14 protein-coding genes and 1 tRNA gene are annotated in these 20,460 nt (G+C 63.6%); 8 read left to right on the forward strand and 7 right to left on the reverse strand.

The features are described from left to right. Positions 1 to 948: 948 nt before the first annotated feature. From thsA to HTIA_RS05795, 5 genes are all read right to left on the reverse strand, one after another. Positions 949 to 2,625 (reverse strand): thermosome subunit alpha, encoded by a 1,677-nt coding sequence (gene thsA, locus HTIA_RS05775; protein WP_044950962.1) that lies wholly within the window; start codon positions 2,623 to 2,625, stop codon positions 949 to 951. Positions 2,626 to 2,828: 203 nt separating this feature from the next. Further along, positions 2,829 to 3,377: a KH domain-containing protein gene (locus tag HTIA_RS05780; protein WP_008528412.1), complete on the reverse strand. Its 549-nt coding sequence runs from the start codon at positions 3,375 to 3,377 to the stop codon at positions 2,829 to 2,831. An 81-nt stretch (positions 3,378 to 3,458) separates the two neighbouring features. Then, positions 3,459 to 4,505: a DNA repair and recombination protein RadA gene (radA, locus tag HTIA_RS05785; protein WP_008528413.1), complete on the reverse strand. Its 1,047-nt coding sequence runs from the start codon at positions 4,503 to 4,505 to the stop codon at positions 3,459 to 3,461. Positions 4,506 to 4,644: 139 nt separating this feature from the next. Next, positions 4,645 to 4,971, reverse strand: coding sequence for a hypothetical protein (locus HTIA_RS05790; protein WP_008528414.1), 327 nt, complete (start codon positions 4,969 to 4,971; stop codon positions 4,645 to 4,647). 76 nt (positions 4,972 to 5,047) lie between these two features. Continuing rightward, positions 5,048 to 5,278 carry an Lrp/AsnC ligand binding domain-containing protein gene (locus tag HTIA_RS05795; protein ID WP_008528415.1) on the reverse strand — a complete coding sequence of 77 codons (231 nt, stop codon included), beginning with the start codon at positions 5,276 to 5,278 and terminating at the stop codon, positions 5,048 to 5,050. Positions 5,279 to 5,395: 117 nt separating this feature from the next. On the opposite strand from HTIA_RS05795, the gene HTIA_RS05800 reads away from it, so the two are divergent. Together HTIA_RS05800 and HTIA_RS05805 are read left to right on the forward strand one after the other, a co-directional pair. Next, positions 5,396 to 6,082 carry a potassium channel family protein gene (locus HTIA_RS05800; protein ID WP_008528416.1) on the forward strand — a complete coding sequence of 229 codons (687 nt, stop codon included), beginning with the start codon at positions 5,396 to 5,398 and terminating at the stop codon, positions 6,080 to 6,082. A 1-nt stretch (position 6,083) separates the two neighbouring features. Further along, the gene (locus HTIA_RS05805) at positions 6,084 to 6,314 is read left to right on the forward strand and encodes an Lrp/AsnC family transcriptional regulator (RefSeq protein ID WP_008528417.1); all 231 of its coding nucleotides are present in this window, start codon (positions 6,084 to 6,086) and stop codon (positions 6,312 to 6,314) included. 4 nt (positions 6,315 to 6,318) lie between these two features. Here HTIA_RS05805 and HTIA_RS05810 read toward each other — a convergent pair whose 3' ends face one another. Then, positions 6,319 to 6,834, reverse strand: coding sequence for a DUF5813 family protein (locus tag HTIA_RS05810; RefSeq protein WP_008528418.1), 516 nt, complete (start codon positions 6,832 to 6,834; stop codon positions 6,319 to 6,321). Positions 6,835 to 6,958: 124 nt separating this feature from the next. Between HTIA_RS05810 and HTIA_RS05815 the strand changes: the two genes are divergently transcribed. Continuing rightward, positions 6,959 to 7,459 carry a hypothetical protein gene (locus HTIA_RS05815; RefSeq protein WP_008528419.1) on the forward strand — a complete coding sequence of 167 codons (501 nt, stop codon included), beginning with the start codon at positions 6,959 to 6,961 and terminating at the stop codon, positions 7,457 to 7,459. A 320-nt stretch (positions 7,460 to 7,779) separates the two neighbouring features. On the opposite strand, the gene HTIA_RS05820 is transcribed toward HTIA_RS05815, so the two are convergent. Next, positions 7,780 to 7,862: transfer RNA gene (locus tag HTIA_RS05820), tRNA-Leu, on the reverse strand. Positions 7,863 to 7,984: 122 nt separating this feature from the next. On the opposite strand from HTIA_RS05820, the gene trpD reads away from it, so the two are divergent. From trpD to HTIA_RS17115, 5 genes are all read left to right on the forward strand, one after another. Next, the gene (gene trpD / locus HTIA_RS05825; RefSeq protein WP_008528420.1) at positions 7,985 to 8,995 is read left to right on the forward strand and encodes an anthranilate phosphoribosyltransferase; all 1,011 of its coding nucleotides are present in this window, start codon (positions 7,985 to 7,987) and stop codon (positions 8,993 to 8,995) included. Next, positions 8,992 to 9,630 carry a phosphoribosylanthranilate isomerase gene (locus HTIA_RS05830; protein WP_008528421.1) on the forward strand — a complete coding sequence of 213 codons (639 nt, stop codon included), beginning with the start codon at positions 8,992 to 8,994 and terminating at the stop codon, positions 9,628 to 9,630. The genes trpD and HTIA_RS05830 overlap by 4 nt, the downstream gene beginning before the upstream one ends. Beyond that, on the forward strand, positions 9,627 to 11,288 hold the full coding sequence (trpE, locus tag HTIA_RS05835) for an anthranilate synthase component I (protein ID WP_008528422.1): 1,662 nt from the start codon (positions 9,627 to 9,629) through the stop codon (positions 11,286 to 11,288). Before HTIA_RS05830 ends, trpE begins: the two co-directional genes overlap by 4 nt. Further along, entirely contained in the window at positions 11,285 to 11,923 is a 639-nt protein-coding gene (trpG, locus tag HTIA_RS05840; protein WP_008528423.1) for an anthranilate synthase component II, read from the forward strand. The genes trpE and trpG overlap by 4 nt, the downstream gene beginning before the upstream one ends. 332 nt (positions 11,924 to 12,255) lie before the next feature. After that, positions 12,256 to 20,442 (forward strand): intein-containing adenosylcobalamin-dependent ribonucleoside-diphosphate reductase, encoded by an 8,187-nt coding sequence (locus HTIA_RS17115; protein WP_008528424.1) that lies wholly within the window; start codon positions 12,256 to 12,258, stop codon positions 20,440 to 20,442. Positions 20,443 to 20,460: the final 18 nt, after the last annotated feature.

Here is a 20,460-nt window from a genome sequence, read left to right on the forward strand (position 1 = left end):
GGACGCCGGTGAGAGATCTGACAGGCGGTATTGCAGAAAATGAACGTATAGAAATAATCCCATCTGCGATATGAACGAATATTCCACTCAGTAAGTTTGTTCACCGACCGATTTACTGAGGTGCTTAGTTGCAAACAGGCTTCCAGCCGGACTTAGTCGCTACATAACGAGGCTTCTGGCTCTGGTTCCCAGTTCTCTACGTCAAGTTCAGCCGATGTTTGGACCAAGACGCGAACTCTCGTACAGTTCGGGTTCTCGACAGTATGTTGGTGGCTCCACTGGATGCCTGCCGTAGATGTGGTTTGGTCCGTCTCTGCTCCATCCAGTCGCGCGAGAACAGTGTACTCGACAGGTTTCGATGGGAGGGACAGGTCGAGCGTGCCATTCGTGTGTTCTGATTCCGGTTGTTCGGCGGAGGCTAGTTCAAGTGTCTCCCAATATTCAACTTCTCCTTGAATCGAAACGACAAGGTCGAGGGTATGTGGAGAGTTATCGAAATTCGCGTATCCGATCACACCCGGTTGAAGCAAACTCTTCTCTCTCGCCTCCTCGTTGTGACCGCTTATCGCTGAACACCCTCCTACGACCGAAGCTGTTGCGGCAGACACCAGACCAATTGTTTGGCGGCGGGTGGGGGCCATTGTGCCAACCTTTTCAGAATGCACCGATAATTCTTATGATTGGAGTGGTACGAAGTAGACATTCCCAGAACGTTACAGCTATATTCTGTATTGAAGAGTGTTATAAAAACGAAAAACTTCGTCGAATCTGGTAGTTCGCGTCCGCGAGCCAAGCGGACGGCAAGCGATGGCGTCAAGCAGTAGCCGTGGGGGCTGATGTGATGTTGACCGACTTCGCCTCGCGGGTCATGTTAAACGAGGCCTCGCTTCGCTCGGCCTCGCATTCCCCGCTCGGCATTTCGAGGGCCGTACTTCGTACGCCCCTCGCTTACATCGCGCCGCCCATGCCACCCATACCGCCCATGCCGCCCATGCCGCCGCCCATACCGCCAGGGCCGCCGGCGGGCGGGCCGCCGTCGTCGCCGTCGTCACTGCCGCCGCCCTTGAGGTCGCCGGCGGCGATCACGTCGTCAATCCGGAGGATCATCACGGCGGCCTCCGTCGCACTCTCGACAGCCTGAGTCTTGACGCGCAGCGGCTCGTAGACGCCGTCCTCGGTCATGTCGACGATGTCACCGGAGTAGGCGTCGAGCCCGACGCCGATGTCGCCGGCGTCGTGCTGACTGCGGAGGTCCACGAGGGAGTCGATCGGGTCGTGACCCGCGTTCTCGGCGAGGGTTCGCGGGACGACGTCGATCGCGTCGGCGAACGCCTCGACGGCGAGCTGCTCGCGGCCGCCGACGGAGTCGGCGTGGTCACGCAGTCCCAGCGCGAGTTCGGCCTCGGGGGCCCCGCCACCGGGCAGGACCTTGCCGTCCTCGAGGGTGACGCGAACGACGCCAAGGGAGTCCTCGATGGCGCGTTCGACCTCGTCGACGACGTGCTCGGTGCCACCGCGGAGGATGAGGGTGACGGCTTTGGCGTCCTCGACGTCCTCGACGAAGACGCGCTGGTCGCCCGCGACGTCGCGCTGGGCGACGCTGCCGGCGAAGCCGAGATCGTCCTCGGTGATGTCGTCGATGTTCGAGACGACGCGTGCGCCCGTGGCTCGCGAGAGCGCCTTGATGTCGGACTTCTTCGCCCGGCGGACCGCGAGGATGCCCTCCTGGGCGAGGTAGTGCTGGGCCATGTCGTCGATGCCCTTCTGACAGAAGACGGCGTCGGCTCCCGCGTCGGCGAGCTGATCGACCATCTCCTGGAGCTGGGCCTCTTCCTGGTCGAGGAACTCCTGGAGCTGGTCCGGGTCCGAAACGTTGACCTCGGCGTCGATCTCGGTCTCCTGGACCTCGATCGCAGTGTCCAGCAGCGCGACGTTGGCGTCCTCGACGGCGTAGGGCATGTTGTCGTGGACGCGCTCCTTGTCGATGATGACGCCCTCGACGAGTTCGGACTCGTCGGTCGAGCCGCCGACGACGGTCTCGATCTTGACGTTGTCCGTGTCGATGTCCTCACCGTTGGCAACGGACTGCACGGCGCTGACGACGAGTTCGGCGAGCGTCTCCTTTGAGTTCTCCGCGCCCTTGCCGGTCATCGCGGTCGCCGCGATCTGCTCTAAGATCTCGTCGTCCTCGGGGGTGACCTCGATGGCGTTGTCCTCTAAGATCTCCTTTGCCTGCTCGGCGGCCCGGCGATACCCCTGGGCGAGGATCGTGGCGTGGATGTCCTGCTCTAGGAGGTCCTCGGCCTTGCTCAGAAGTTCACCGGCGATGATGACGGCTGTGGTCGTGCCGTCGCCGACCTCGTCTTCCTGGGTCTCGGCGACCTCGACGATCATGTTCGCCGCGGGATGTTCGATGTCCATCTCGTCTAAGATGGTGACGCCGTCGTTCGTGACGACGACGTTGCCCGTCGAGTCGACGAGCATCTTGTCCATCCCTTTCGGACCCAGCGTCGTCCGAACGGCCTCGGCGACGGCGGTCCCGGCGGTGATGTTCATCGATTGGGCGTCCTTTCCGGAGGTTCGCTGGCTGTCCTCGGAAAGTACGATGAGGGGCTGGTTACCCATCTGTTGAGCCATAGTCAGGCAAGGATTGAATGTCCTTCTATATAAGTATAACGGACCAGGGTGAGACGGGCGGCCGAGACCGACGCGTCACGAACTATGCGACATGTTCACAGACGAATTTAAAAGGCGATAGGGCAAACAGAGGGACCAACGCACACGCACACGCATAGCCGGAGTGACACCGTCTATTGCAGCGGGAGAACTCACCCGGTAAACTGGTGGTACTCCAGACCCTGGTTTTTCATCTCGTTATGGCGGCGTTCAAGGAACGAGTACACGGAGCCGTGAGGTGCGCCGTCGAGGATCATCTCAGCGGCCTCCCGGACGGCCTCGACCTGCTCGGGGCCGCCGATGATCGACAGCGTCGAGCCGTAGATGGCGACGTCCGCACCCGTCAGGTCCTCCATCAGCTCGCGAGTTCGGCCGTCTTCACCGATGAGTCGGCCTTTCAGACGCTTGCGATCGTTCGGATTGCGCGCGACCGCGTCGATGTCGATGACGTCGAACAGCATCATGTCGTTTTCGAGCAGCCGGAGGGCGTCCTCGGGAGCGAATCCGCGGCCGATGGCCTTGACGATGTCCGGCCCTTTCAGCGCCGTGACGGGGTCGCCGACCGACTCGACGGCGACCGCACCGGTCTCGCTATCGATGTCGAGGCGGACTTCAGCTTCCTGTTCGATCTCCCGCATCGTCTCACCACCCTCGCCGATCACCACGCCGATCCGGTCCTGCGGAATCTTCACGTGTTGCATATAGCAGGCGTAGCGGCCGCGTTCAGTTAAGTATCTCGCACTGCCGATTCGGCGGGGACGCCCCCTCTACCGCCTGAAACCTCACTCGGCCATCAGGCCGCCCTCTTCGACGCGCATGACGCCCTCGCCGTCGGGCAGGTTGGGAGCGTCGACGAGGCGGACGATCCGCTTGTCGCCCTTGGATTTCCGGAGGTACAGCCGGAACGTCGAGGTGTGGCCCAGGATGTTCCCGCCGATGGGCTGGGTCGGGTCACCGAAGAAGGAGTCGGGGTTGGCGGCGACCTGGTTGGTGACGACGACGGCCGTGTTGTTGAGGTCGCCGACCCGCATGAGGTCGTGGAGGTGCTTGTTGAGCTTCTGCTGGCGGTCGGCGAGTTCACCACGGCCGACGTACTCCGCCCGGAAGTGTGCGGTCAGCGAGTCGACGGCGAGCAGCCGGACGGGGAACGCCTCGTCCTGGCCCTCACTGGCGAGTTCCTGGGCCTTCTCGGCGAGCAGGATCTGGTGGTTGGAGTTGAACGCCTTCGCGACGTGGATCTTGTCGAGGATCGACTCGACGAGGTCGTCGAAGAGAGCGTCGTCACCGGGATCGGCCTCCCCCTCCTCGGCGACGTCGTGGAGGACCATCGTGTCGGCGATCACGTCGTCTTCGAGGCCTTCGACCATCTGCTCGATACGCTCGGGGCGGAACGTGTCCTCGCTGTCGATGAAGATCGAACTCCCCTCGAGGCCGCCGTGCTCGGCCGGGAGCTGGACGTTGACCGCGAGCTGGTGGGTGACCTGGGACTTGCCCGCGCCGAACTCGCCGTAGACCTCGGTGATCGACTGGGTCTCGACGCCGCCGCCGAGCAACTCGTCGACCTCCTCGACGCCCCACGAGAGCTTGCCGATCTGTTCGCGGCGTTCGAGCACCTCGGCCCCGCTCTCGAACCCGCCGATGTCGGCGGCCTCGCGGGCGGCCTGGATGATGTCTGCCGCGCTGGATTCGCCGACGTCGGCGGTGTTGCTCAACTCGCCAGGACTCGCGACGGCGATGCCCTGATAGGAGTCGTAGCCGTTTTCGGTGAGCTTCTCTGCGGTCGCCGGACCCACGCCCGGCAGGTCTTCGAGGTCTTCGGATGCTGCCATATCAATCGCTTTGCCCGCCCTGCCATATAAAGCCTCGTTAACACCGGGGTGAAAGTGAAATCAGTAGGTCGGAAATTGGAGGGCACACGGTGAGGCGGCACTCAACCGATAGCCACCACAACGGTTCCGAAACGGTCGATCAGGATCGATCAGCAGGTTCGGGCAGTTCGACGTCGGCCGGATCAGGCATCCAGAAGTAGTCGATCGTCACCCCGATCGTGAGCGGGCCGACGACGGTCACGCCGAGGACGGCCGCGCGACTGTCGAGGTTCGGGCCGAGGCCGAGAAAGCCGGCCAGCACCAGCGTCGTGACGACTAACGCGAGTGATCCGAACACCACAGCGTAGAACAGGCTGCCCCAGCGGGTGTGCAACCGGACGCGGAAAAAGCGAGTCGAGAGTGCCACGATCGCGGTGTTGACCAGGACGATCACCGCGAGCCCGACGGCATCTGTCACGGCTGACATACCTGCGATCAGGCGAGCCAGCCTCTTTGGCGTGTCGCTGCCGGCAGCCCGCCGCGGCCACGACGACTCGGGTGTTTCACTCGAGACAGATGTACGATCGGGTGTCGGTGACGTCTTCGAGGTCACGAATACCGCTGGCGACGGACTCCATGATCTCGTAGACGGAGTCCCGTTCGGCCTCGACGACGAGATCGTACTGTCCGGCCACGACGTGAGCCTCTTCAACGCCGATCGCCGTCCGAGCCTCCCCGAGCAGTCGTTCCGCCGTGCCTGCGGCCGCCTTCACCAGAATGAACGCTTTGACCATCGCAAACTATGGTACGATGTGACATGACATGAACGTTTCCCTCCCGAAGTCGATCGGAGTCCCGCCGGTTTCGCCGGCGAAGATACCTTTATTCGTCCGCACGTGAATGACACACATATGCGATTCGTTATCGTGGGATCCGGACGGGTCGGCCTCCGGACGGCCCGGGCGCTTGGGGAGAGCGGACACGACGTCGTCCTCGTCGAGGCCGATCCGAAGACGGCCGACCGGGGGCGTGAGGCGGGCTTCGAGGTGATCGTGGGCGACGGGTCCGTCGAATCTGTCCTCGAGCAGGCAGACCTCGAATCGGCAGACGCCGTGGGCGCGCTCACCGGCGACCTCAACGCCAACTTCGCGACGTGTCTGATCGCCAGCGAACACGGGTGTCGAACGGTGTTACGCATCGACGAGGACTACCGCGAGGACGTCTACCGGCAGTACGCCGACGCCGTCGACGAGGTGATCTACCCCGAGCGACTCGGCGCAATCGCGACGAAGAACGCGCTGCTCGGAGGAAGTAGCGTCGCCATCGCCGACATCGCCCAGCATCTCCAGTTGATCGAGTTCACCGTCACCGCCGACGCACCAGTGAACGGCTACAGCCTGAGCGAACTCGAACTCCCGGCCAAATCGCGACTCCTCGCCTTCGGCAAGCGCGACGGGTCGGTCGGCGTCCCGAACGTCGACGCGTCGCTGGAGGTCGGCGATCGACTGGTCGTCCTGGCCGATTTCACTGTCCTCGGCGACGTCCGGCAATTGATCGTCGGCAACACGACGGCGGAAACAGCACTCGGAGGGGCCTAACATGGTCACAGCATACGTCATGGTCAAAGCACACACGGGCGAGGCGGACCGACTCAAGAACAGTATCGAAGCGATCGACGGCGTGGCGAGCGCCCACGTCGTGGCCGGTGACGTCGACCTCATCGCGAAAGTCGACGTTCCAGCGCCGGCGGACGTCAAGGAGATCGCCGCCGGCGAGATCCAGGAGATCGACGGAATCGAGGACACCCAGACGTACGTCGCGATGGAGTGATCCCCTACAGCGGGGTCCCGCTGCGCTCGTTGTCGCCAGCCGTCTTCGAGGCCTGGAGTAGATCGGATACCGGCGGCTGGTAGTCGTACCCGGGCACGACCCCCTCGACGTAGGTTCCTTCGACGTACTCGACGAACGTCTTGGCGATCTCGGCGGCCCGCCCCGGATCACCGTACGAGAAGACGAGCGTCGCGACTGCCTGGCTGTCGTCGACACGAAGCCGGTGCTCGTCGAGGTCGACTCGCGCCCGCGTGGCTCCAGCCGCGTCTTCGAGTCGGCGTTCGAAAGTCTCGAACCAGCCGTCCTCGACGGCCGGCCCCACGACTTCGCCCTCGACGGCCGCGTCGAGCATCGGCGTCCGGACGGTCACCGTGTACTCGTGGCCGACGCCGTCGGTGTCGGTCGCCGTCACCGTCGCGTCGAAGACGGTCGTCGTCACGCGATACCCCTCCTCGCTCGCTTCGAACGGGTCGTGGTCGTCGAAGGCATCGGCGACAGCCGGCGGCAGCGTGTCAGTCATCGATCGCTCGTTGGGCCGGGATATAAAAAAGCACGTCGCGTGAGTCGTTCACATCACGGTACCCCGGCGAATGTCTCATCGAGCGTCGGCCTAGATTTAACAATTGTGGCTGTCACGCTCCGGTGTGCCGCTGACGCCCTTCCACCTTGGTCCCGCACTCTTGGTCGGCAGTCTGGCCAACCGACGGCTCGACCTGCCGGCGCTCTGTCTCGGAAGCGTCGTCATCGACGTCCGCGCCGCGCTGGTCATCTTCGGCCCGCTGGAGCCGCCGATACACGGCCCGCTCACGACGTTGCTTGGCGGCGCTCTCGTCGCTGTCGCCGTCGCGATCGCCGTCCTCGCTGGGTACGAACTCGCGAGCCCCTCGATCGAGCGATACGGCCTCGACCTCCGCTGGTCTCGTTCGAGTATCGCTGCTGGTGCGCTCGTCGGCACCTGGTCGCACGTCGTCCTGGACGCGATCCTGTACATTGACGCCCGACCGCTGGCTCCGCTGTCCGCGAACCCGCTGCTCGGCCTGCTCTCTCCCGCGATCGTCTACGCGGGGTGTGTTCTCGCCGGCGCAGCAGGGGCTGGCCTCCTCTGGCTTCGGGCCACTGGAGCGTGGAAGAGCGTGCGGACCTGAAACAGGGGTCTCGAACCCGTCGCTGTTGGGATCAATCGACCCAGTGTGGCGCGACTTTGCGCCGCGCACTGATTCACGGTTCGCTCACCGTTCGTACTTTCGGAGACACTCACTCCGTTCGTGTCTCCCTGCTCGCGGCTCACTACGTTCACCGCTCGCGATAATCGAGACGTTCGCTTCGCTCACGTCTCGCTATGCGAGGGAGGGGATTCGAACCAGAGGAAGACGTTCCGGGGTGCTCGCTTCGCTGCGCTCCCGGGACTGCGACTTCCAGGGTTCGAATCCCGCTCGCATCGCTCCTCACTTCCGTTCGTCGCAGATGCGAGGGAGGGGATTCGAACCCCTGGACCCCTTCGGGAGCGGGTCTTAAGCCCGCCGCCTTTGGCCGCTCAGCCACCCTCGCGCATCCATCCCTCAGCCCGACAGCGGAAAATCGGTTTCGGTCACGACCGACGACCGACCCTCGTCCCGACATGCTTAAGTTGTTGTACGAAGTTGTACATTACAACCCGAATGAGTACAACAATGTCTACACTACAGTCACACATCGAACGCGTCACCGACGGTGAGGATTTGACCGTCGAGGAGGCAAAGCGAGCGTCGAGCGCCGTCTTCGAGGACGCCACGGAGGCCCAGATCGGCGCGCTCCTGAGCGCGCTCCGGGCGAAAGGCGAGACCGAGGCCGAGATCGCTGGCTTCGCCCAGGGGATGCGCGAGGCCGCCCGGACGATCGAACCCGATCGCGACCCGCTGGTCGATATCGTCGGGACTGGCGGTGACGACTACGACACGATCAACGTCTCGACGACGAGTTCGATCGTCGCCGCTGGCGCGGGCGTCCCGATCGCCAAGCACGGCAACTACTCCGTCTCGTCGTCGTCCGGGAGCGCCGACGTCCTGGAGGAAGTCGGCGTCACTGTCGACGCCGAACCGCCCGCCGTCGAGGATGCCATCGAGAACAGGGGGGTCGGATTCATGCTCGCGCCGGTCTTCCATCCAGCGATGAAGGCCGTCATCGGCCCGCGGAAGGAGCTCGGGATGCGGACTATCTTCAACATCCTCGGCCCGCTCACGAACCCCGCCGGTGCTGACGCACAGGTTCTGGGCGTCTACGACCCCGAACTGGTCCCGCTCATCGCGCGCTCGCTCGCGCACATGCCCGTCGAACACGCCCTGGTCGTCCACGGCGGCGGCCTCGACGAGATCGCCGTCCACGACGAGACGACCGTCGCCGAGGTCACGGGCGAGTCCGTCGAGGAGTACACGCTGGCCCCCGAAGACATGGGTCTCGATCGCCACGACATCGCCGACGTCGCGGGTGGATCGCCCGAAGAGAACGCCGACGCCCTCCGCGGGATCGTCCACGGCGAGGAAAACGGCGCGAAGCGGGACATCATCCTGGCGAACGCCGGCGCGGCGATCTACGTCGCGGGCGAGGCCGACTCGATCGAAAACGGCGTCGAAGTCGCCCGCCAGGCGATCGACTCGGGGGCGGCCGGCGAGAAACTCGCCGGGCTTCGCGGCGTGGTCGCATGACGCGCGTGAAGGTCTGTGGACACACCCGCGAAGCGGACGTCCGAGCGAGCGTCGACGCTGGCGTCGACGCGATCGGCGTGATCAGCGACGTTCCAGTCGAGACGCCACGGGAGGTGTCCCGAGAACGTGCCACCGAACTGCTTGAGGCGGTACCGCCACTCGTCTCGGGCGTGCTCGTGACGATGTCCGAGACCGTCGAAGCGGCCCGGGAACTCGCCGCGGAAACCCAGCCGGACGCCGTCCAGATTCACGGGACGCTCGATCCCGACGAAGTGGCGGCACTCGCGGCGGCGATCCCCCAGTCAGTCCTGGTCGCGCTCGATCACGACGCCGATCTGGACGCCTACGCCGCGGCCGCCGACGGACTCGTCGTCGACTCACTCGGCGAGGCCGGCGGCGGGGGGACCGGCCGAACCCACGACTGGGATCGAACCGCCGAGGTTGTCGAGACCCTCGACGTCCCGATCCTGCTGGCTGGCGGCCTCACCCCAGAGAACGTCGCCGAGGCCGTCGAGACCATCCAGCCGTTCGGTGTCGATACCGCAAGCGGCGTCGAGCTCGAAGGAGGGGTCAAAGATCACGACGCCGTCGAGCGGTTCGTCGACCGGGTCGAAAGTGATCAGGTGGTCGCATGACTGGCGAGCCATCGCTGTCCCGCGAGGAATTTGTAGCATTCGCCGACGCCGACGAGCCGGGCGTGATCCGGGTCGCCGTCGAACTCGACGCCGACGTGGATCCGCTCGCGGCTTACGCGGCGGTGACCGGCCGGGAGGGCGACGCTGGTACCGTCGATTCCGACGCGGGCGAGTACGCTTTCCTGCTGGAAAGCGCCGAGAAAGTCGCCTCCAGCGATCCCAACGGCGCGTTCGCGCCAACGACCGACGACCGTCACGCTCGCTATTCCTTCGTGGGCTACGATCCTGTCGCGGTCGCGACCGTCGAGCCCGACGGGACGGATCTTGACATCCTCGACGACCGCTATGGTGCCCTGCTCGAAACCAACGGCGGTGACGTCCTCGATGACCTCCGGGCCGTCCTGCCCGACGTCGAGCGGCGTGGGTTCCCCGAACACGATCGCCAGACGCTCTCGGGCGGGCTCGTCGGGTTTCTGGCCTACGAGGCCGTCTACGACCTCTGGCTCGACGAGGTGGGGGTCGATCGGCCGGACTCGCGGTTCCCGGACGCCCAGTTCGTGCTCGCGACGAAGACGCTCGTGTTCGATCACGCCGAGGGGACCGTCTCGTTGGTGTTTACGCCGGTCGTCAGGCCGATCGAGGACGCCGACGCGCGGTACGACGAACTACTCGACGAGGCCGCGCGCGTCGAGACCGCGCTGGCAGCGGCCGGCGAGCCAGAGACTGGCGGCTTCGACCGCGTTCGAGAGGACGCCGGGCCACAGGACGACTACGAGGACGCCGTCGAGCGGGCCAAGGACCACGTCCTGGACGGCGACATCTACCAGGGCGTGATCTCCCGGAAACGAGAGCTGTACGGCGACGTCGACCCCCTCGCGCTGTACGACTCGCTGCGCTCGATCAACCCCTCGCCGTACATGTACCTGCTGGGCTACGACGACCGCACGATCGTCGGCGCGAGTCCCGAGACGCTGGTCTCAGTGGGGGGAGACCTTATTACGTCGAATCCGATCGCGGGGACGTCAACGCGCGGAAACAGTCCCGTCGAGGATCGCCGGCTGGCGGGCGAGATGCTCGCCGACGAAAAAGAGCGGGCCGAACACACGATGCTCGTCGATCTCGCGCGCAACGACGTCCGCCGCGTGGGCGAGCCGGGCAGCGTCCGGGTCGAGGAGTTCATGAACGTCCTGAAGTATAGCCACGTCCAGCACATCGAGTCGACGGTGACGGGGACGCTCGCCGAGAGCGCGGACGCTTTCGACGCGACGCGGGCGGCCTTTCCGGCGGGGACGCTTTCGGGTGCGCCGAAGATTCGCGCGATGGAGATAATCGACGACCTCGAACCCGACCCACGCGGGATCTACGGCGGCGGCGTCGGGTATTTCTCCTGGAACGGCGACGCCGACTTCGCGATCGTCATCCGGTCGGCAGCGATCGAACACGGGATCGACGCCGTCGACGGAAGTGGCGAGAAGCGAACGCAGGACCGCATCACCGTCCAGGCCGGGGCGGGCATCGTCGCTGACTCCGATCCGGCAAGCGAATACGAGGAGACCGAACAGAAGATGGGCGGCGTGATCGACGCGCTCGAACGGATCGAGTCGGAACCGAACGTCGAGGTCGACACCGAGGCTCCGATCGAGGAGGTGTCTCGATGAGCGAGTCCGCAGCGACCGTCGACGGTGACGCGACGACCGAGACGCCCACCGACGACCTCGAGGTGCTGTTCGTGGACAACTTCGACTCGTTCACGTACAACCTGGTGGAGTACACGTCCGAACACGCGGACACGACCGTCGTGAAGAACACGGCCTCGCTGTCGGACGTCCGGGCAGCCGACCCGGACGCCATCATCATTTCGCCGGGCCCGGGCCATCCGAGAAACGACCGCGACGTCGGGGTATCGACCGACGTCCTCCGGAAGATCAGTCCGGACGTGCCGACGCTGGGCGTCTGTCTGGGTCTCGAGGCTGCAGTCTACGAATACGGTGGGACCGTCGGCCACGCACCCGAACCGATCCACGGCAAGGCCGCCGCCATCGATCACGACAGTGAGGGCGTCTTTGCCGGTCTCGACCAGGGGTTCCAGGGTGGGCGCTATCACTCTTTGATCGCCAGCGATGTCCCCAACTGCTTCGAGATCACGGCGACGACCGAGGCCGACGATGGAACGGAACTCGTCATGGGCATCCGCCATCGCAAGCATCCAATCGAAGCCGTCCAGTTCCATCCCGAGTCCGTCCTGACCGCGGTGGGCCACGACGTGATCCGGAACTTCCTGGCGAGTGTCTGAAACAGCATCGGCCGTGGACCAACCCCCGCTTTTCGGGTCCGATCCGCCGGATCGGAGTCGGTTCGGACCGCGATCGAATCACTTTCACTCCGGTCTACGAACCCTTATGTATCCCCATCTCGTTGGGTGAGAGCGTGTGAGCCAACCCTCTGAGCCTCGGGCTTGAGCGATAAACATACGAAATATGACAGCGGCTCGAACAGCAAATAATCACGCAAGCCAAAGCGTTATGAGGCATCCAGTCTAACAGAAGTTCCCCTATATATGATACAAACGAGAGCGAAGATGACGGGACACGGCGACGAGTGGACCATCGCGCGGAGGGCCGAACAGTGAGCGACGCCGAACTGAGCGTCGACGAGGTGACCCTGCCGATCAAGCGCACAGAGGGAGAGACCCTCGCCGACCGACTAACCGACAACGCCTACCAGAATATTCTCCCGGCGCGGTACCTCCGGAAGGACGCCGACGGCGAACTCGTCGAAGGCCAGGAGGACCTCTTCGAGCGCGTCGCGAAGAACATCGCGCTGGCCGAGGCCGTCTACGAAGCACGAAACCAGGACGTCGAGATCACCGTCACGCCGGACCAGCTCAAACCCGACCACCCCCGGCGGGACGAACTCGCCGAGGAGGTCTTCGGGAAAGGGACGTCCCTCAGCGACGACGCTGAAACGACGCTGTCGGTCTACAACGTCAACAAGTTCGCCTACGAGACGGTCGTCCCCGAACTCCCCGCGGACGTTCGCGAGCACGTCGAGGAGACCGCCACGGCGTTCCAGGACCTGATGGAGGACCTCTCTTTCATGCCGAACTGCGTTCCACCCGCGTCGCGGGTCGCAGCCCAGGGAGGGCTCAAACCCCTCGGGGATATCGAACCAGGGGAACGTGTCTATGACGACCAGGACGGGACCGCCCGTGTCGACTCGAAGTTCGAGAACGGTGAGAAACTGGTCACGGAGATCGAGACAGAGTCAGGATATACAGTCCAGGCCACGCCCGAGCATTATTTCCGAGTTATCTCAGCGAGCGGCGAATACGAATGGCGGCAGGTCAAAGACCTCCAACCGGACGACGTGATCGCGCTCCAGAAGAACTTCCTCGACGACGAAGGGACGACAGCCAGTCTGCTCCCGCCGATGGCAGCTGATGGGGGGACAGTCGCCGCGGAAACGACTGACTTCGGCAGGCCGCGAGGGGACATCGATATGCCCGCCTCCATGACGCCTGCACTCGCGGAATGGCTAGGTCTCTACGTCGGTGATGGGACCGCACGGGAGAGTGGGGTCAGAGTTGCGTTCGACGAACAGGACGACGACCTCGTCGAGTACTGGGGAGAACTGACTGAGTCAGTGTTCGGGTTCGAACCGACGACACGACATCGAAACGATGCCGCGTGCGTGGTCGGTCAGGCCGGGAGACGTGATCTATACGATCATCTCGACCAAAACGATCTCTTGAAAGACGCCTCGAAGACTGCCGCGGTTCCGGACGCAGTGCTCGAATCAGGTCGGACCTGTATCGAAACGTTCCTCAGCGGGCTATTCGAGGCAGACGGGACCGTCGGTGAACGGGCGATCGAGCTGTACACGCACAGTGAACTGCTCGCCGATCAGGTACAGAAGCTACTGCTCGGTCTCGGCATTCGTTCGTCCGTGAGCGAAAAGCGGGACGGGTACCGGGTAACGATCCGCAAGAACGTCTGTGGCAAACGGTTCGTCGAGCGGGTCGGGTTCCTGAGCGAACGAAAGCAGACGGACGCGAAACGCTTCGAGAACGTCGCCGAGAACGCTACCTCGATAGAGATCCCGAACCAGACCGACCGTCTCCACGAGTGGTTCCAGCAGAGCGATCTCGGCCACGACGCCTACCGTGATCTCTCGCAGTTCCTGATCGATCCGGACTCGGAACACCATCAGGAGATCGGCGTCGGAATATTCCGCCGCTACGCGGAGAAATATCCCGAACTGTGGAACTCCCCGGTCGCCGAGTTCGTCGAGCGAGACCAATTCTACGAGCGGGTTTCGACGGTCGACGACGTCGGTCGAATGGCCGTCGAAGACATGCAGGTTCCGCGTCGGAACACCTACGTCGTCGAAGGGTTCGTCAGTCACAACAGCCCGACGCTGATGAACGCCGGCGACGAACTCCAGCAACTCTCGGCGTGTTTCGTCGATAGTCCCGAAGACGACATTGATGACATTCATCAGACAGCGAAAGAAGCCGCACAGGTTTTTCAGTGTCTGACTGACGACACGAATGTCTACGTCGAGGGCAAAGGCGTTGTTTCCATTGCCGATGTCGAACCCGGAGATAGGATCGTACAGCGGAACGGTGACGACCACCAGGTACGGAACGTCGACGAAACCCACGCCTACGACGATTCACCGGTCAATCGAGTTGAAACGGAGGCTGGCGTGGAACTGACGGGAACGCCGAATCACAAGCTGCTCGTCGACGGGGACTGGACGCGTATCGACGAGATCGAACCCGGAGACACGCTCTCGCTTCGACTCGATTGGATCGACGACGTGGACGCGACCACCGAACTCACGACCGTCGCCGGCGGTGCACAGTGGGTGGAGAACCGCACGGTTTCGAACGACGATATCCTCGAACTCTACGCCGATGGGCACAGCGACTACGAAATTGCCGACCGACTCGACAGTTCGGCCTCGACGATCCAGCGCCGCCGATCGCTCGAACTCGGACTGGATCCCAACGGCAGCGGTGGACGCCCCGGCGGAAACGTGAGTTTCGACGAGAGCGAGTTCGAAGCGCTCTACGACGGCGGCCACTCCGACGGCGAGATCGCAAAGGAACTTGGCGTCTCGACCCGAAGTGTGGCCCGATACCGCCAGAACAACTCGCTCGACGCCAACGGCGAGGCCGTCAAGGTCGTCGACCAACCGACCGAACTCACGCCGGCCCTGGCTGAGTTGGTGGGAATGTGGGTCGGCGACGGTTCGAAACACGAGGACGGGATTCGATTCCATCTCAACCGCGAGGAGACGCTCGAACACGCCGACCGACTGGCCCGCGATCTCTTCGACGTCGGTCTCGACTGGCGCTGGGACGAGGGCTGTTACGAGGCTGTCGTCCACAGCCACGAGGTCAAACGCTGGTGGCTCGCTAACTTCGGGGATGCAAAGCCCGATGCGACGTCGGCGTCCGTGCCCGAGTCCGTTCAACAAGCGGATCGCGAGACGATCGGCGCGTTCCTCCGGGGACTGTACTCGACCGACGGCAGCCTCCAGAAGGACGTCTATCCGCGACTGTGGAGCTCTTCCGCGGAGCTGATCGACGACGTCCAGCAGTTGCTCCTCGGACTCGGCGTTCCCGCGATCAAGTGGGAGTACGACACCGAAGATCGCGACTACTTCAACGTCGGACCGACCGGCGGGCAAGGCCTCGAACAGTTCCAGGATCTGATCGGCTTCGTCGACTCCCGCTCGGAGACGATGGCCGAGACGCTCGCATCAATCGACTCGGAGGGCCCGAGCGTCGGCACGCGCGACGGTTCGACGTGGCACGTCCCTGTCGAGGCCGTCGAAGATGCTGGAACAGCCACCGTCTACGATGTGACCGTCGCCGACAATCACGAGTACGTGGCGAGTTCGGTCGTCTCGCACAACAGCGGCGGCGGAATGGGGTACGCTTTCTGGCGATTGCGTCCCTACGGAGATGCTGTCGGTTCGACAGGAGGTATCGCGTCTGGTCCGATTACGTTCATGCGGACTTACGACCAGATGTGCGAGACGATCGCTCAGGGCGGCGCGCGCCGCGGTGCCCAGATGGGCGTCATGCGCGTCTCCCATCCGGATGTCATCCAGTTCATCCACGCCAAGAACAAGGACGTCTCCCTGGCGCGGACCCTGCGGCTGAACGACCCCGACGACTTCACGCACAACTCCTTCGCCGACGCCCTCGAAGAGGCGCGAGAACTGATCGACGACGAGGGTCGGGTTCCCGAACACCTCCGCAACGCCGTCGAGGGCCACCTCTCGAACTTCAACATCTCGGTGGGCATCACCGACGACTTCATGGAGGCCCTCCAGAACGACGAAGAGTTCACGTTCACTAACCCACGGACTGGCGACCCCCACATTGTCACTGAGGAGACCAAAGAGCTGTACGACATGTTCGGCCTCGGCGAGTACGTCGAGGTCGGCGAGGAACTGTCGATCCCGGCCGCCGAACTCTGGGACGACATCGTCGAGGGCGCTCACGAGAACGGCGAACCCGGCGTGATCTACCTCGAACGCGCAAACAAGGAACATTCCTTCGACGTGGAGGAACATCCTGATCACCGCATCCTCGCGACAAACCCCTGTGTCACGGGTGACACACTCATCAGTACCGACAACGGACTCGTCCCGGCCGAGGACCTGTACGAACAGGGTGTCGCACAGGACGTCGTCGTCGACGGCCGTCTCAGCGAAGACAGCGTCAAGGAGGCCAGCAGTGTCTTCAAGACCGGTGAAAAGGACGTCTACGAACTCACGACCGAGGAAGGCTACGAACTCCGCTTGACGGCAGACCACCGTATGATGACCGACGACGGCTGGGTCGAGGCCCAGAACCTCGAACCCGGGGATACTGTGCACGTTCAAAACCGGAAGGGTGAGTTCGGTCAACACGGATCGGTTGAGGAGGGGCGTGTCCTCGGGTGGCTCGTCGGCGACGGCCATCTCAAGCACGGTGAAGAGCGTGCAGTGCTGAACTTCTACGACGAAGACACGACCATCTCAGAGCGGTTCGCCGACGACGTCAACGAGATCGTTCGCGAACCGTTCGGAAACGCCGACTACGAGGTCGGCGTCAGCGACATCAGCCGCGGTGACGACTATCGCGGCGCGCAGGCACTCGAACAGCGTATCCGGTCTGCCCGTCTCTACGAGTACGCCGAGGAGACTGGCCTTGCCGAGGAGAAACTCCAGGTTCCCGACGCAGTCATGCGCGGCAGCGAGGAGATGGCGAGGGGATTCCTGCGGGCGCTGTTCAGTGCCGACGGGAGCGTACAGGGTAACGTCGAGAAGGGCGTCTCCGTGCGACTGGCGAGCGTCGACGCCGACTTCCTCAAGGAAGTCCAGCAGTTGCTTCTCAACTTCGGCATCGCCAGCAAAGTCTACGAGGACCGGAAAGAGCCCGGGACGGTCGAACTTCCCGATGGGACCGGCGACACGGCCGAGTACGAGACGGAAGGCTTTCACGAACTCGTCGTCGTCAAGGACAACCTCGTCCGCTTCGGCGAGGAAGTCGGATTCCTGCTCGACACCAAGGACGTGGCCCTCGACGAGCGTCTCGCAGAGTACGATCGTGGCCCGTACAGTGAGTCCTTCGAGGCGACGGTCGAATCAGTCGAGTACGACGGGCACGAAGCCGTCTACGACCTGACGGAGCCGGATACGCACTCGTTCGTCGCGAACGGGCTCGTCTGCCACAACTGCGGCGAGCAGCCGCTCGAGGAGTACGAGGCCTGCAACCTCGGACACATCAACCTCTCGACGCTGGCGGCCGGGGACGCCCCGGACTGGCGAGTCTGGTCGACGCGCCACGCTGAAGAGTACGAGAACTTCGAGGCGGCGGTCGAAGCGTACCTCGAGGAAGCCATCGACGTCGAGGAACTCGAATATCGGATCGAGACGGCCACCCGGTTCCTCGAGAACGTCGTCACGATGTCGGACTTCCCGGTCGAGAAGATCGAGGAGAAAGTCCGGAACATGCGCAAGATCGGGCTGGGCATCATGGGACTGGCCCAACTGTTCATCCAGCTCGGCGTGAAGTACGGCAGCGACGAGGGCGACGCGATCGCCGGCCAGCTCATGCAGAAGATCAACCACGACTCCAAGTGGGCGAGCCACGAACTCGCCGAGGAACGTGGCGTCTTCAACGACTGGGAGGATTCGAAGTACGCCGACCCGACCGAGTACCGCGAGTGGTTCGAACACTACGTCGGCGAGGACGCCGACGACTTCGAAGACGGGTTCGCCATCCGCAACCACAACACGACGACTATCGCGCCGACCGGGACGACCAGCATGGTCGGCAACACGACCGGTGGGTGTGAACCGGTCTACAACGTCGCCTACTACAAGAACGTCTCCGACGACGTCCAGGGCGACGAAATGCTCGTGGAGTTCGACGACTACTTCCTGCGGGTCCTCGAGGAGAACGGCATCGACGTCGACGCCGTCAAACAGGAGGCTCAGGAGCAGATGGCCGCAAACGAGTTCGACGGCGTCGAGGGGCTCTCGACGGTCCCCGACGCCATCGGCGAGCTGTTCGTCACGACGGGCGATCTCTCGCCCAACCAGCACGCCTCGATTCAATGTACACTCCAGGACGGCGTGGACTCGGCCATCAGCAAGTGTCTCGAGGAGGGAACGCTCGTCCAGACGGACTCCGGCGTCCGTCCGATCGAGTCCTTCGTCGACGAAGATCCCGAGCCGGGTGAGTTCACCGATGTCGACGAAGACGTGACGATCGATGGCGTTCAGGTCGAGTCACAGTACTATGCCGGTGAGAAAGATGCGACACGGGTGCGAGTCGACAACGGCACGGAGATCGTTGGCGCGACAGACTCCCATAAAGTATTGACACCCAGCGGATGGACGGTACTCGGAGATCTGCAGCCGGGCGATCACGTGGTCGGCCGACACGTAGAGTCTCACGGCGAGGGCGGGGCATCGATCGACGCCGGTCCAGTATGCGATGTGGCCTTCGATGGAGGCACGGCGACCGTAGTCGGGAACAGCAGCCGCTCACCCCACGAGAAAGACGTCACACTCCCCGACAGGATGTCACCACGTCTCGCGAAGTTCCTCGGGATGTACGCAGCTGACGGGAGTGCGATCGATTCCCGGTATGGAATCGAGATAAGCACCGCATCAAAGGCGGTTCGCGACGAAGCACGCGAGTTGTTCGAGGAGTTGTTCGACCGTGAGCCAACCGTGGAGGAGGACACGCGTCGTGGCGACGAGCGCAAGACTGTCTACGGAGTGCAGCTAAACTCGAAGCCGGTCTGGGAGTTCGTGACAGAACTGTGTGGCTCCGGCGCGTACGAAAAGCGGGTACCGCGTACCGTCCTCAGGGGCGGTCCGGACGAGAAACTGGCCTTCGTTAACGGCGTTACTCTCGACGGGTATGTGTCCTCGCAGTCCCTCGTCGTCTACGGCGGGATGTCCGAGCGACTCGCCGACGGCGTTGCAGAATTGCTGCGGAGCTTCGGAGTTCCCAAGGTGTACGTTGGCACCAAATGGGTCAAGGAGTCCAGCGCATATGCGTATCAGGTCCACGTGACCAACGAGGCCCAGGAGCTGGTGACGCCGATCGAGCAACACAAGCGTGTCGATCGGTTCGACCAGCGGTATCGCGTCTACGTCTCACCGGATCGAGTCGACAAGACGGAATTCAACTCCCGCTCACCGGAATATTACGCGGCACGGAACTTCGAGTACCGTGGCCGGAATTACATGTTCAACACAACGGCCGAGCAGCTCGGTATCACCGATGCACCACCGCTGTACGAGGTAACGGATGTCGAAGACGCCGGGACGCGCGAGATGTACGACATCGAACTTGCTGGACCTCACGAGTACGTTGTCGGTGGTCTTGTCTCACATAACACCGTCAACGCGCCCAACGACTCCACGATCGAGGACGCCAAGGACGTCTTCGAGTACATCTACGAACACGGCGGCAAGGGCGTCACCTACTACCGCGACGGCACCCGGAGCAAGCAGGTGCTGACGACGCGGGCCGACAACACCGACTTCGCCGACATGGACGTCGAGGAGGTCATCGCCCAGATCGAGGCGGTCTTCGGCGGCATCGAGGCCTTCCTCGAAGACGACGACGTCCAGGCAGTCGTCGACGACGAGATCGAGGCCCTCGTCGAGCTCGCCGACGGCGACTACGAGGAGTTCGCCAAGAAGCGTCCGCGTCCGGACGTCCTTCACGGCGTGACCCAGCGCATCGACACCGGCTACGGGAAGCTCTACGTCAACATCAACGAGGACCCCGAGGCCGAGCGCCCCTTCGAGCTGTTCGCCAACATCGGCAACTCCGGCGGCTTCACGGCGTCGTTCACCGAGGCGCTGGCGAAGACCATCTCGACGGCGATGCGGGCGGGTGTCGACCCCGGCGAGATCGCCGACGAACTCCAGGGCATCCGCTCGCCGAAGGTCGCCTGGGACAAGGGCGAGCAGATCCAGTCGATCCCGGACGCCATCGGCACCGCGATGCGTCGGTACCTCGACGGCGACATCGAGCGCGCCTACCCACAGCAACAGACGCTCGAGGAGACTGCCGACGAGGACCGCGAGACGGCTGAAGCAGAGATGCGTTCGACCGACAGCGATACGACAGCCGCTCCGAGCGAACCAACCGAGCCGACCGGTGACCAGCAGGAACTCATCGAGAACGGCGAGAGCCCCGAGTGTCCCGAGTGTGGCTCGATGTCACTGTATTACTCCGAAGGCTGCAAGACCTGCGAGTCCTGTGGCTGGTCGGAGTGTTGATTGCCCGCTGAACTGACC

The organism is Halorhabdus tiamatea SARL4B (assembly GCF_000470655.1).
Classification (GTDB): Archaea; Halobacteriota; Halobacteria; order Halobacteriales; family Haloarculaceae; genus Halorhabdus; species Halorhabdus tiamatea.